16 protein-coding genes are annotated in these 13,698 nt (G+C 42.3%); 9 read left to right on the top strand and 7 right to left on the bottom strand.

The genetic code is table 11. The features are described 5' to 3' along the window. Positions 1 to 99: 99 nt before the first annotated feature. The gene (locus tag FTU17_RS06730; protein WP_180134967.1) at positions 100 to 2,316 is read left to right on the top strand and encodes a PhoX family phosphatase; all 2,217 of its coding nucleotides are present in this window, start codon (positions 100 to 102) and stop codon (positions 2,314 to 2,316) included. 40 nt (positions 2,317 to 2,356) lie between these two features. Here the strand turns inward: FTU17_RS06730 and FTU17_RS06725 are convergent, their stop codons facing one another. After that, positions 2,357 to 3,136 carry an NRDE family protein gene (locus tag FTU17_RS06725; protein ID WP_180134966.1) on the bottom strand — a complete coding sequence of 260 codons (780 nt, stop codon included), beginning with the start codon at positions 3,134 to 3,136 and terminating at the stop codon, positions 2,357 to 2,359. Positions 3,137 to 3,229: 93 nt separating this feature from the next. Between FTU17_RS06725 and lgt the strand changes: the two genes are divergently transcribed. The 3 genes from lgt (at position 3,230) to FTU17_RS06710 (ending at position 4,960) form a co-directional block, all read left to right on the top strand. Then, a complete protein-coding gene (lgt, locus tag FTU17_RS06720) occupies positions 3,230 to 4,042 on the top strand; it encodes a prolipoprotein diacylglyceryl transferase (RefSeq protein ID WP_180010199.1) in 813 nt (270 codons plus the stop codon). Positions 4,043 to 4,198: 156 nt separating this feature from the next. Then, the gene (locus FTU17_RS06715; RefSeq protein ID WP_180134965.1) at positions 4,199 to 4,591 is read left to right on the top strand and encodes a hypothetical protein; all 393 of its coding nucleotides are present in this window, start codon (positions 4,199 to 4,201) and stop codon (positions 4,589 to 4,591) included. Then, entirely contained in the window at positions 4,592 to 4,960 is a 369-nt protein-coding gene (locus tag FTU17_RS06710; protein WP_180134964.1) for a hypothetical protein, read from the top strand. A gap of 21 nt (positions 4,961 to 4,981) precedes the next feature. On the opposite strand, the gene FTU17_RS06705 is transcribed toward FTU17_RS06710, so the two are convergent. Then, complete coding sequence (locus FTU17_RS06705) at positions 4,982 to 5,494, bottom strand: peptidoglycan amidohydrolase family protein (protein WP_168377881.1); 513 nt, start codon at positions 5,492 to 5,494, stop codon at positions 4,982 to 4,984. A 559-nt stretch (positions 5,495 to 6,053) separates the two neighbouring features. Between FTU17_RS06705 and thyA the strand changes: the two genes are divergently transcribed. From thyA to msrA, 5 genes are all read left to right on the top strand, one after another. Beyond that, positions 6,054 to 6,896: a thymidylate synthase gene (gene thyA / locus FTU17_RS06700; RefSeq protein WP_180134963.1), complete on the top strand. Its 843-nt coding sequence runs from the start codon at positions 6,054 to 6,056 to the stop codon at positions 6,894 to 6,896. Positions 6,897 to 6,996: 100 nt separating this feature from the next. Further along, positions 6,997 to 7,509, top strand: a complete 513-nt coding sequence (locus tag FTU17_RS06695; protein ID WP_168377882.1) for a dihydrofolate reductase — start codon at positions 6,997 to 6,999, stop codon at positions 7,507 to 7,509. Between the two features lie 27 nt (positions 7,510 to 7,536). After that, on the top strand, positions 7,537 to 8,607 hold the full coding sequence (locus tag FTU17_RS06690; RefSeq protein ID WP_180134962.1) for a DUF4105 domain-containing protein: 1,071 nt from the start codon (positions 7,537 to 7,539) through the stop codon (positions 8,605 to 8,607). Between the two features lie 84 nt (positions 8,608 to 8,691). Further along, positions 8,692 to 9,150 (top strand): META domain-containing protein, encoded by a 459-nt coding sequence (locus tag FTU17_RS06685; RefSeq protein WP_168377884.1) that lies wholly within the window; start codon positions 8,692 to 8,694, stop codon positions 9,148 to 9,150. A gap of 159 nt (positions 9,151 to 9,309) precedes the next feature. Then, positions 9,310 to 9,834, top strand: a complete 525-nt coding sequence (gene msrA / locus FTU17_RS06680; protein WP_180055634.1) for a peptide-methionine (S)-S-oxide reductase MsrA — start codon at positions 9,310 to 9,312, stop codon at positions 9,832 to 9,834. 86 nt (positions 9,835 to 9,920) lie between these two features. Here the strand turns inward: msrA and FTU17_RS06675 are convergent, their stop codons facing one another. The 5 genes from FTU17_RS06675 to FTU17_RS06655 form a co-directional block, all read right to left on the bottom strand. Further along, complete coding sequence (locus FTU17_RS06675) at positions 9,921 to 10,325, bottom strand: biopolymer transporter ExbD (protein ID WP_078189686.1); 405 nt, start codon at positions 10,323 to 10,325, stop codon at positions 9,921 to 9,923. Further along, positions 10,325 to 10,948: a MotA/TolQ/ExbB proton channel family protein gene (locus FTU17_RS06670; protein ID WP_180134961.1), complete on the bottom strand. Its 624-nt coding sequence runs from the start codon at positions 10,946 to 10,948 to the stop codon at positions 10,325 to 10,327. Before FTU17_RS06670 ends, FTU17_RS06675 begins: the two co-directional genes overlap by 1 nt. Before the next feature lie 30 nt (positions 10,949 to 10,978). Further along, a complete protein-coding gene (locus tag FTU17_RS06665; protein WP_111884065.1) occupies positions 10,979 to 11,743 on the bottom strand; it encodes a TonB family protein in 765 nt (254 codons plus the stop codon). A gap of 210 nt (positions 11,744 to 11,953) precedes the next feature. Next, positions 11,954 to 12,820, bottom strand: coding sequence for a formyltetrahydrofolate deformylase (gene purU / locus FTU17_RS06660; protein WP_078192727.1), 867 nt, complete (start codon positions 12,818 to 12,820; stop codon positions 11,954 to 11,956). A 79-nt stretch (positions 12,821 to 12,899) separates the two neighbouring features. Continuing rightward, a complete protein-coding gene (locus FTU17_RS06655; protein WP_180055631.1) occupies positions 12,900 to 13,601 on the bottom strand; it encodes a TetR/AcrR family transcriptional regulator in 702 nt (233 codons plus the stop codon). Positions 13,602 to 13,698 lie beyond the last annotated feature (97 nt).

The following is a 13,698-nucleotide window of genomic DNA, read 5'->3' as shown; positions in this document are numbered from 1 at the left end:
CATCAGTTTGCAACATTAGCTTCAAAGCATTGTCATATTTTATCGATAGTTTTATGTGATCAACTTTTACCCAGCACACCTTTGCCAGGATTTAAATTCATGACAAACATGCCATATAACGAAGATCAAGAACTTGATAACAACACTTCGGATAACCTTCATTTTCGTGACATTTTAGAACAACGCATCAGCCGTCGTAGCTTGATTACCAAGACTGCGAGTGGTGCAGTCGCACTTGCATTGGCATCTTCATTAACGGGGTGTAATGATGACAATGACTCAGGTTCAAATAGCAATACCAAACCACCTGTCACTGATCCAAATCAAAAACCAACCAAGTTCAATTTCACACCAGTGAAAAAAAATTTAGACGATATTGTGACTGTTCCTGAAGGCTATCAAGCGCATGTGCTATATGCGATGGGTGACTCGATTAACCCTGCATACCCAGCATGGGATGATAACAATGTTCCTTCTGGCCCGAGCTTCCAATTCCGCTCTGGTGACTGCCATGACGGTATGAGCTTCTTTGGTTTAAATATCACCTCTGGACGTTATGATGCCAAACAGTCTGACCAAGGTTTGTTGGTGATGAACCATGAATACATCAATCCAACCTTCTTACACCCACAAGGCCCAACCAAAGTAGATGACCGTCGCCCTGAAGATGAAGTTATCCGTGAAGTCAATGCACACGGTGTTTCTGTGATTCAAATTGAAAAAGACAGCAAGACTCAAGCCGTTAAACTGGTACAAAACTCTCCATTTAACCGTCGTATTACCGCATCGACCGTAATGGACTTTAAAGGCCCTGTTGCAGGCTCAAGCTTAGTCAGTACGAAGTTTTCAGCCAATGGTCAACAAACCCGTGGTACACACAACAACTGTGGTAATGGTTATACCCCTTGGGGCACTTACCTGACGACAGAAGAAAACTTCATTGGTTACTTCGCTCGTGCGAAAGCAGATGATGCCAAACGTAGTCCTGCTGAAATTGTGGCACTCAACCGTTATGGCCTAAAAGCGGGTGCAAACTCACGCTATGGTTGGGAAACGGCGATTGGAAGTAATGAGTCACAAGATTTATATGACCGTTGGTCAGCGAATGTTACCGGTACTCAGGCAGCAGAAGATTATCGTAATGGTCCAAACACCTTTGGTTGGATTGTCGAAATCGACCCATTTGACCGTCGTGAAAACCCCGTAAAACGTACAGCACTGGGTCGCTTTGCACATGAAGACTGCCGTGCAAGTCGCTTACGTGAAGATGACAACCTTGCGTTTTACATGGGCGATGACTCGCGCGGTGAATACATCTATAAATTTGTATCAGACCAAAAATGGAATAAAAAAGATGTCAACGGTGGCTATGCCGCGGGCGACAAATACATGAACAACGGTAAGTTATACGTTGCCAAATTTAACAACGACGGCAAAGGTCAATGGATTGAATTGAGCTATAACGTCAATGGTTTAAACCAAAGCAACAGCGTTTATCCTTTTAGCTCACAAGCAGATGTTCTGACCTTCGCACGTCTTGCCGCAGATGCTGTCGGTGCTACCAAAATGGACCGTCCTGAATGGGTCGCTGTACATCCAGACAATGGTGAAGTCTATGTGACCCTCACCAATAACTCGAACCGTGGTACGACGCATGCACTAGATGCTGCCAACCCACGTAACTACACCGACCCTGAAGGTGGTAAAGGCAACGTCAACGGTCATATTATCCGTTTCCGTGAAGATGGTGACACAACCACAGCGCTCAGCTTTACTTGGGATATTTACCTGTTTGGTGCTGAAGCAAAAATGGCGAGCAACATTAACTTATCCGGTTTAAATGACAATAACGACTTGTCTTCACCCGATGGGATGTGGTTCGACCCACGTGGTGTGTTATGGATTCAAACCGATGACGGTGCTTATACCGATACCACCAACTGTATGATGCTTGCTGCACTTCCAGGTCAAGTCGGTGATGGCACAAAAGCCACGACCTCATCGGGTCAAGAAACCATTGTGGGGGCAAAACTGAATGATGAAAACTTACGTCGCTTCCTGACCGGACCAAAAGAGTGTGAAATCACAGGTGTGACGATGACACCTGACTACAAAGCGATTTTTATCAATGTGCAACATCCCGGTGAAGATTCAGCATCCTATGCTGAACCGACCAGCCACTGGCCGGCATCACAAACCAATGCTGCAGCGACCTCACGTCCTCGCTCAGCGACCGTTGTCATCACCCGTAAAGATGGTGGAGTGATTGCTGGCGAAGCGGTAGAACAAGCTCAACCAACGCAAAAAACCGCATAAGACACCTCTAAAAAAAAAGCCGACGAATCGTCGGCTTTTTTTATGGCTTTAAAAGCAATTCTATCTGGGTGATCTGTCCTTGTTGCTCACCCTGCTGCTGTTTTTCTTGCCAATGCCACTGTGAATCCCGCATACACAATAAATTTGAACAGCGGGTGCCATATACCGGACTTTGAATAAAGGTCGAAGACAACAAATGTTCCATCTCTGTCTGAATCCCAGTATTGGGTAACAATGCTGGAATGATTTTACGTTCATCTTCCAAAATATCCCACGCTGCGGCGTCTATATCCGCCTGTGGTTGCTGGCTTTGTAGCATCGGTAAAAATTCTTGCGTGAAACGTTTGCGTAAATGTCGGGTCTTTTCCCAATGTTCAGTCATTAAACCATTGGATGTGACATAAACCCCTTTGGCTAAGACTTGTGGCGCTTCACCGCGATTACTCATATACACGGCTTGAGTGGCGTCGCCAACGAATAAATTAAAGCCAGCATAATTACATTGGATTTGTTCAAGTGCTTGAGCAAAACGAATGGGCGTTTGCTCAGATTCTAAAAATTGCTGAATCAAAGCACCACGTGAAGTGGGATATGCAGTCTGATCACGGCCATCACGAAAATTGGTCACAATCGCCCAACGCCCTTGGGCGGTTATCCCCATCCATGTTCCACCAGACTGTAAGTCCTGCCCTGCAATAATCGGACTATCTACCCATTGCTTTAGGCCTGTCGTCGGTCGATGATAAAACTCATCACGATTCGAAATCAGGCAGAGTGGCATGTCATCCAAGACCTGCCAAGCAAAAGCCACAATGCACATATTCAACTCTCAATATCTTTACACATTGAATGTACAACATTTTTCAGCACATTCAGCTAAAATCTGTGTAAAACATAATGACAAGGAACAGCAATGCTGACATATCCAAATATCGACCCTGTGGCGATATCACTGGGGCCACTACAAGTTCACTGGTATGGTCTGATGTATTTATTGGCCTTTTTATTTGCATGGGGCTTGGCAACCTACCGTGCAAAACAACGTGACGGCTGGAACGCAGAAATGGTCTCTGACCTGATTTTCTACGGTGCATTAGGTGTCGTGATTGGTGGACGCTTTGGCTATGTCTTCTTTTATGGTTTCGATCAGTTCCTTGCCAACCCATTGTGGCTATTCCAAGTTTGGACAGGCGGCATGAGCTTCCATGGCGGTTTCCTTGGGGTCATGATTGCCATGTTAGTGTGGTGCAAGAAATATAAAATGACTTGGTTCCAGACCCTCGACTTTATCGCACCCTGCGTTCCAACAGGCTTAATGTTTGGTCGTATTGGGAACTTTATTGGTGGCGAGCTATATGGTCGTGCAGTGACTGACCCAAATTTTGCTTTCGGCATGATCTTCCCGACCGATCCACTCCAGTTGGTGCGCCATCCGTCGCAGCTTTATCAAGCCCTCTGTGAAGGTTTAATTCTGTTTATCGTGCTGTGGTGGTTTAGTTCAAAACCTCGTCCACGTTATGCCGTTTCAGCTTTGTTCCTCATCGGATATGGTATCGCACGCTTCACCGTTGAATTCTTCCGTGAGCCGGACAATGGTCAACTGTTCATTGGATGGATGAGTAAAGGTCAGTTCCTGACGGTTCCGATGATTCTGATTGGCCTATGGATGATGTGGTATGCCTACCAGAAAAAAATCTATGACTGGGGTCCACAAAAGAATCACTAATATTTTCTAAATGTCTTTAAGCAAGCGAGGTTTAAGCCTCGCTTTTTTATGCGCTGAAATTTACTCCTTCATACGCATTTACTGCACATGAAGTGACTGAATTAGACAACTGATCTGTGCTAAAGTTTATTCAGCTTATTTTTAAACTATCGATCCATGCTTGAATTTTGGTTTAACCCCAGCGTTTCTGTACTTAAAAAAATCTTGTTTTTTATTGCGATGGCCGTACTGACCGGTGTTCTGTATTGGATGGAACCCCTAACACTTCAAGCCATTCTAATGTTCATGGGTACAGGCGTCATTTTCCTGATTTGTCGTTATTGCAAGATTCATTTTGCAGCAAAAAATCCAACAGGTTTGCTCTATCGTTTATTGACCTGGATACCGATTGCACTGCTGTTAGCATTGGTTTTTATCAACATGAATAAGGGTGAAATTTTGATTCCGGGTGCTCAAGGCATTGGCTTTATGGCTTTGGCGATCTGCCTGCTCTCCCCGATTTCACTGCTGAATAAAAACGAGAACTCTTCGCCCAAAGGTAAAGTTTAAATGCTGACGTTTTGGTACTCTGAGCGCTGTAACCGACAAATCAAGCTCATCATTTGTATCAGTACCTGCGTGCTTATTTTTCTATGCGCTGAACAAAAACAACTAGATCTCCGCTTTGCGGGCTTCAGTTTAGCCATTGGTATGATGATTGATCTGCTTTATAAGTTAAGACAACAGAAACTAAAAACACTGACTCCGTCATTAAAATGCGGTTTGGCTACTTTGCCAATTTTATGTTTAGTGTGCTTAATTTATTTTCTACCCGATGAGCAACGCTGGATTTTAGCGCTGCAATGTGTGGGCTTTGCTGCAATTGGATTATTTATCGTCTCGATCTACAGTCAGCGTGCAAAAAGGTTTGAAGACTAACCTTTTTTCACTGAAGGATTATCAATCCGCTAAGCGATAATAGCTATATTTCACATTTGGAGTTCGATAGACCGCATAACCCGCTTGACGATAATCAGACACCCAATCCTTACCTGAATATGCTGCGATATGACCATAACGGCTACTTTGATTGCGGTCGATAATATAAATATCGCCTTTCTTTGGTCGATCAAACGCTAAATTAATTTTTTGATAACCAATTTTTTGTAATGTGCTGCCCCAATCTGCTGCGGCAACGGGGTGACCGTTAAAACGTGCCCCTGCGGACTCAAGTGCTAAACGAACACTGCGGGCACATTTCTGAGTACTTCTTTGGCGGGTAATGCCTTGTAAAAATCCAGTCAAACGATCGATATCGATACGCTGACCATTGCGGGATACCACATTTTTAGTCGCTGCTTTTTGAGTGGTATTGGACTTGCCCGTATTTTTACTCGCCTGAGAACGAATTATGATATTTGCCTGAACTGGAGCATGCACTTCACTCAAGTTTACATTGTGATCATAAGCCATTCTTTAACCCACACTCCCGCCTATATTTAGGCATTCAAAAATTTTAACGAGGGTGATAGTACCGCGTAAATCATGTTTTTTCATGTAAAAAATGTAAGATTTCTTAAACAAATCTTCACATTTAAATACGACCGTCTATTTTTAATTCAAATAGATTTATTTTTTATATCAAACTCTTAATCAAAAATAGTTGTTCAATATCACCTCTTCATAATGAGAAAAATCACGTTTATTTTTTAATCAAACTTATCTGTATTTTTTTCAACACTGCGAAAGAAGCATCTCTCAATATGTAAAAAATAGAGCTTCGTTTTCTAAGCTCATGCTTGATTTAACAGACATATTGTCTCGTTAACACTTGATGTAGTTGTTATAAATAGACGTCTTCAGCTCAGGCAACTCAGCTCTTGTTGCCTGCAAAATTTGGTCATCACCCAATAAACACCGTATGTTTTGGATTTTTTAAACCTGACTATATTCAAGCGCCCATCACAGTTCCTTCCACACGCAAAACAAGCTAATATGTGCCACAAGAAATTTAGCAAATTATGAGAGAGACATGCGCCAGTATTTAGACCTTTTACAACACATTCTCGACAACGGCGGCGACAAGGGCGACCGTACGGGTACGGGAACACGTTCTGTATTTGGTCATCAAATGCGCTTCGATCTTTCTCAAGGTTTCCCTTTACTCACCACCAAGAAAGTTCATTTCCGCTCTATCGTGATTGAACTGTTGTGGTTCCTTAAAGGCGATACCAATGTTCAATATTTGCAAGACAATAAAGTCTCGATTTGGGATGAATGGTCTACAGCAGAACAAACTGCTCGTTTTGGTCGTCCTGCCGGTGAATTAGGTCCTGTTTATGGTCATCAATGGCGTAATTTCGGTGCAACCAAAAAAGCCGATGGCCTATATGAACAAGATGGTTTTGACCAAATTAAATGGTTGGTCAATGAAATCAAAACCAATCCTAACTCACGTCGTCTAATCGTGTCGGGTTGGAACCCAAATGAGGCAGGTAATGTTGCACTGCCACCATGCCACACCTTGTTCCAATTTTTTGTCCAAAATGGAAAATTATCCTGCCAATTATATCAACGTAGTGCTGACGTTTTTTTGGGTGTGCCGTTTAACATTGCCAGCTATGCCCTGTTAACACACATGATTGCGCAAGTTTGTGGTCTAGGTGTAGGTGACTTCGTTTGGACCAGTGGGGATACACATTTATATGCCAACCATTTCGAACAAGCGCAGTTGCAACTGACACGTGAACCAATGGGTCTGTGCCAATTAAAACTCAATCCTGAAATTACCGATCTTTTCGATTTTAAATTTGAAGATATTGAAATTGTAGGTTATGAATCACATCCTGCGATTAAAGCCCCTGTTGCTGTTTAATTTTTAGAAATCCCAACTGAAAAGCAAAATCCCGCTTTACCTCAAGCGGGATTTTGCATTCTAATAGACGGCAAATATTTCGGCTATTTGAGTTCAAACTATGGCATTTCAAAATTTAGAAATCGTGCACGTTGTCGCTATGGATCAGCAGCGCTGCATTGGTAAAGGGAATGATTTGCCGTGGCATATTTCTGCAGATTTACAACACTTTAAAGCCATCACCCAAGGTGGTGTGGTGGTTATGGGACGCAAAACCTTAGAGTCTATGGGACGTACCCTACCGAAGCGTGTCAATTGGGTCATTACACGAGATAGCAATTGGTCATTTGAAGGCACCAAAGTCGCATATAGTATCGACGAGGCGTTAACGCAAGCTGTTGCTGATGTCGCGAGTTCAGAAAAACCAACGAGTCTTTTTATTATTGGTGGTGGTGAAATTTTTAAGCAAACCATCGGCATCGCAGACCGTTTAGAACTCACGCATGTTGAACTCGATGTTCAAGGTGATGCGCATTATCCTGAAATTCCTGCGGACTTTCAAAAAGTGGCGTCAGAACAACATATCGACGACAAAACTGGGATTGCTTTTGAGTTCGCAACTTACCGAAAATAAAGAAAAATCTTAAGCTAAAAGAAAAATATGCAACAGAGTGACCAACAAGCAATGTTCAAAAAAATAGGGCGAAGTATTCTTCATGCTCTATTTAGTGTGTTTGTCCTCTGTTCTTCGATTTGGCTCTGTGCCGCCTTGTGGATACAGCAACCGGCAGGCTGGTTAGGCAGCCGCATTATCATTGGAATCTGGATTGCTTTTGCCCTGAGCATTTTAGGCATCTATATTACCCAACACTTTTTTAGCCGTCGTAAAGATGTCTTAATTTATATTATGGGCTTTATTTGCGGTCTATTTTGGTATTTTGGCATGGAAGCGCGTCAAGATCGTGAATGGAATCCTGAAGTAGCTGAAATTCTACATTATGAAAAGCAAGGTAATCTCGTCACCTTACACAATGTGCGTAATTTCGACTGGCATGCCGATGGCAGCTATACCCCGCGTTGGGAAACCCGCCAATATGACCTAAGTCAAATCAATGGCGTCAACATCATTACCTCGTATTGGATGGGGTCGCAAATTGCCCATACACTGGTCAGTTTTGATTTTGCTGACCGACCACCGCTGACGTTTTCGATTGAAATTCGCAAAGAGAAAAATGAAGAATTCTCTGCGATTGGTGGTTTTTTCCGTAAATATGAACTGAGCCTTATTGCATCTGATGAAAAAGATATCATCTATACCCGCAGTAATACACGCGGAGAACAGGTTTATTTCTTCCCCGTAAACATGCCAAAATCTGAAATGCAGGCGCTGTTTGTAGAATATCTCCATAAAGCTGATGAACTGCAGACTCAACCTAAATGGTACAACACGCTCACCAGTAATTGTACAACACTGGTGTTTGACATGATTCAAGCGGTTTCCAAACATCAACTTCCAACCGATTACCGCTTATTTGCATCCGGTTATTTGCCGAATTATTTGTATGACCTCCATGCCATAGACCAAAATTGGGATATGAAAACATGGTATCAAAAAGCCCATGTTAACCCCCGCGTCTCTCAAATTAAGCAACTGAGCAGTGAACAATATTCGAAGTTAATCCGACAAGGTTTGCCGCATTCACAGTCTAATCCAAGCGCCAATCAATTGTAATTCTTAAATATTGATACAAATATGGCTAGCTTATCTGTGCGATATTTGCTTAGATAATTGAAATGCTTCCACGGGGAAATTCCGATGCTAAAACAAATATTTGTTGCTGCAACTTTGGTTTCAACTTTAGTGGTGACAGGCTGTGAAAGCATGCCTGCACAAGACAACACCATAACTGAAAATTTAAACCTATTACAAAATCGTACTTGGATTGCCACTCAGATTGGCAATACCCCAATTAAAACAGCACCCAATGCGCATAATATTCCAAGCATTCAATTCGATGCGGCTTCAAAACGTGTCTCAGGTGCAGACGGCTGTAATCGTATAATGGGCGGCTATAACGCCGGCAAAGACACTATAACGTTTGGCCCGATTGCAGCGACACAAATGGCTTGTCTCAATAACAATGGGCTAGACCGACAGTACCATGCAGCACTCGAAAAGGTAACGCATTATCAAGTTTTTGGAAAAACCTTGAAATTGCTAGACCGTCATGGCAATTTATTAATTCAATATGAAAGCGCCGTTCAACCGCGTTAAATCATTTTAAAAGTCTGCTTCGGCAGACTTTTTTATTCACTGTTCAGTCATGCCAGAGACATTTAATGCACATAAACTTGTGATTAGTATACAGACGTACATTGCAGTTTTTAGCTATAACCCCATATTAAACATCAGGGAACAAGATAGGATTTCACTATGCAACAAGCGGTATTTGGTGGTGGATGCTTTTGGTGTGTAGAAGCAGTTTTTCTACAACTTCAGGGCGTGCAAACAGTTGTCAGTGGTTATGCAGGGGGAATTACTCAGCATCCAAGCTATGAGCAAATCTGTGAGGGAAATACCCAACATGCAGAAGTCATCCAAATCAATTTTGATGACAGCCAAATCAGTTTTAGCCAATTGCTGGATGTATTTTTCGCAACCCACGATCCAACCACGCTGAACCGTCAAGGCAATGATGTCGGCACACAGTATCGCTCTGTGATTTTCTATCAGGACGAATCACAAAAGCAGCTCGCTGAACAACGTATTGAAGAGTTAAAAGCAGAAGGCATCAATATCGTGACTGAACTCAGTCCAATGCCGACCTTCTACCCTGCCGAAGAATATCATCAGAACTTCTTTGCGCGTAACCCAAACCAAGGCTACTGTAATTTTTCAATACCACCTAAACTCATGAAATTACGTAGCAAATTTCAAGACCTACTCAAATCTGAGTGATCTATTTGTACGACATTTTTTCAAAATAGAGACATAAAAAAAAGCGACATTTCAGTCGCTTTTTTTTAGCTATCTTTACTCAGTGCTTAGTTATCACTGGCAAAGGCGATATCGCTGAGTCCGGCTCCACTCGCACGCGACATCACTTGCGCAACTGTGTCATAACGTGATTCTTTATCGGCTTTTAAGACCAATGCAGGTTTACGCTCTTGCTGACCAGCTGTATTTAGACGACTTTCTAAATCTTCGAGCGTCACAATATCACCATTCCAAGCGATATCACCCGCTGAGTTAATACTGATGGTTACGCTTTCAGGCGGCAGATCAATCACTTCTGCAGTCGTTTGTGGCAAGGTTAATGGAATTGATGGGTTGGCAACAGTCGCAGTCACCAAGAAGATGATCATCAATACCAACATAATATCGATGAGCGGAATGAGGTTCATCTCATTCATGCCAGCATCGTTGTCTTCACCCAATTGAAAAGCCATTAAGCTTGACCTCCAGCTAAACTTTGCTGTGCAGTTTTCACGTCTTCTTTCTTCGCTGCAGATTCTTGTTGCAACATAGTATCAATCAATAAACCATGCGCTTGATCTTGCAATTCATTCGACAGTGTACGGTTAAAACGAACACAGATGTTATAAGCCAATACCGCAGGAATCGCCACAGCCAAACCAAGACCGGTCATGATCAAAGCTTCACCGACTGGAGTTACCACTTGCGCTAAACCCGCTTGACCGCTTTTACCCACTGCTACAAGGGCATGGAAAATACCCCACACTGTACCGAACAAACCTACGAACGGTGCAATTGAAGCAATCGTACCCAATACAGATACGCCTTTTTCAGCATTAGCTTTTTCTACCGAAATTTGACGTAGTAATGCTTGTTCAGCCACAGCCTTACGTTGTTCAAAAGCCAAAGGAGCAAATTTCGCTTTCAGTTTGCTTAGTGCATCTGCAAGGTGGTTATACGCCACTTGTTTGAGCTGACGTGTGCCCATAATACGAAGAACGAAGATCGTCCAAGTCGCAATCGACATTGCAAGTAACACGAAATACAGTGTTTTGCTGACTGCATCTGCATGTTGCCAATAAACTGAAAAGTTCATATTCGAACTCCTAATGGGTTAGCCGGAATCTTAATTAAGTTTAAAGTTAAATGGTTGATCAACTCGCGTCGGAGTTGCGACACCATTATCAATATATTTGGATAAACGCGCACGCTTCACTGCTGCAGTCACTTTACGGTTCACAGCAGCGCCACAAGTCGAGTTTTTAATCGTTGCTGATTCGACTTTACCTTCAGCACTTGCTGCAATCGCAACTTCAACTGTACACGACGCTTTTAATTCACCATCTTCAAATTGAACATTAGGTTTCTTAATCCAACTGACACCATTACCGATGCTGACTGTTTTAGGTGTCGGTGGCGCAGGTGGTGCTGGAGGCGCAGGTGGTGGTGCAACAGGTGCCGGAGGTGTTGGTTCAACACGAACGACTTTCGTTTCAGAAACCACAGTTGAAACAACAGGTGTTGGTGGTACGTTTTTGACCGCTTCAACAGTTGGTTTCGGCGCATCTTTCTTTTTCACCTGTTCCACTTTTTCCACTTTCTTCGGTGGAGGTGGTAAAGGCTTATCTACAATTTTAACTTCTTTTGGCTTTGGTGGCTCTTTCTTCGGTTCTGGTTTTGGCTTTGGAGGTTCAGGTTTTTTCTCTTCAACAATCTTCACAAAACGAACTTTAATCGGATCTTTTTCAATCGGTTTAAGTTCTGGTGCTTTCATATTGCTGACCGCCCACAATACTCCCATATGCCCTACCACAACAGCGAGAAGCGCAGTAATGATTTTCTTTTTCATCGGGTTAGGTGATTGCATCATTGGAGCGGGAGATTGACTCATTAAACTCAGTTACCTTGAAGAAGCGATTGCATTTATTTTGTCAAAAATACAATCATGCTCATCGGTTAGCACAATTAAAGTACGGCAATAATAAATGAGAAGTGTTTTCATTTGCAACTATTAATTCGTCAGTTTTAATGACTTTTTTTAATCATAATATAAAAAAGGCATACCTAAAGTATGCCCTTTTATTCAAAAATTTATCTCGTTTTATTGAAATACAACAGTTTTATTACCATCGACAATAATACGATCTTCAAGATGCCATTTGACTGCACGTGCGAGTACATTACGCTCTACGTCCTGACCTAACTCGCGCAATTGTTCAACGGTAAAGTCGTGACTTACACGCTCTACGTCTTGCTCAATAATCGGCCCTTGGTCAAGATCCGCAGTCACATAGTGTGCTGTCGCACCAATCAACTTCACACCTTTTTCATGCGCTTGTTTATATGGGTTCGCACCAACAAAGGCTGGGAGGAATGAATGGTGAATGTTGATCACTTTCATTTCCCATTTTTGAACAAATTCTTCGTCTAAAATTTGCATATAACGAGCAAGAACGAGTAAATCATTGCCTTGCATCAACTGATCAATTTGCTCATAAGCTTCACGTTTGTTTTCTTTATTCACAGGAACAACTTCAAACGGAATACCGAAATTTTCTACAGATTCACGTAAAGCATCGTGGTTAGACACGACTTTGGTGATTTCACATGGCAAACCACCACGTGCATGACGCCATAACAGTTCAAGCAATGCATGGTCAACTTTAGACACCAAGATACCGACTTTCTTCACATCACTGACTAAAGCTAAACGCCAGTGCATGTTGTAACGCTCAGCAACATTGCTCGCAAATGTTTGAGTTAGACTTTCTTTACGGCTTTGTAAATTGTCCAATTCAAACTCAACACGCATGAAGTATCGCCCCCCTTGAGCTTCAGTCGCGTATTGATCAAGTGCGGTAATATTTGCTCCCTGATGATACAAAAAGCTCGATACAGCTTGCACAATCCCTGGTTTATCTTCACAGGTAATGAGTAAGCGTGCTGTGTTAGCGGTCGACATATTCATGTTGGTTTATATCACTAATCAGTTAAATTGAAAAAAGAGCCGAGTATTCTAACGCTTTTTAAAGCCAGACTAAATAGTCTTATTCAGTAACCTGATGCTTTGCGTTTGAAAGACTTGCAAATAAGTCCGACGGCCCTAAAGTATCGAGCAGTCGCTCATAGGTTTCACGGCTTTCACCACGTAGATATGCGCCTTCTAAGAACACCATTTGTCGTAGTGCTTGCCACACCCACTTTTCTTCCAAAGTGTTTGAGTCAGTAATATGGCCCGACATATAAAGGAAGTTGGTCCAGTTGGTCAGCACGATCCACAAGTTAATGGTTAAGGCCTCAATTTCAGAATCGGTCATCTGCATTAAGCCTGCGTCAACAAAGGCACGATAAATTTTCTGCCCTTGTTGCATGACTTGACCGGCAAAACGTGGATACATTTTGCGGAAATCTTCATTATTTTCGACCAAGTGATAAACATCACGATGTAAAAAGCGATAAGCCCATAATTGGCTACTTAACACTTGGAAATAGCGAATTTTATCATTGGCATCAAGCTGACGATCATCAGGAAGCGCTAACATTTCTAGCGTTTCATGCTGATATTGCTCCATTAATTCCTTAATAATTTCACTTTTATTTCGGAAATGGTAATACAAGTTACCTGGGCTCATTCCCAGTTCAGCAGCAATATGATTGGTTGTCACTGAACGCTCGCTACGCTCATTAAACAACTGCAAACTCAGCTGCAAAATACGTTCTTTCGTTTTTAAGGTTTTGGTGTGAGACATCCTAAAACAACCATTTATTTCAAAGCATTAGAACACTAACACATAAAGTAACTTGACTATTTAGAGTATTTGCTCTAAAAATTAATTAATCGCTAAT

Source organism: Acinetobacter sp. YH12070, from assembly GCF_013419625.1.
GTDB classification, from domain to species: domain Bacteria; phylum Pseudomonadota; class Gammaproteobacteria; order Pseudomonadales; family Moraxellaceae; genus Acinetobacter; species Acinetobacter amyesii.
This window is presented reverse-complemented; position numbering and strand designations above follow the sequence as displayed.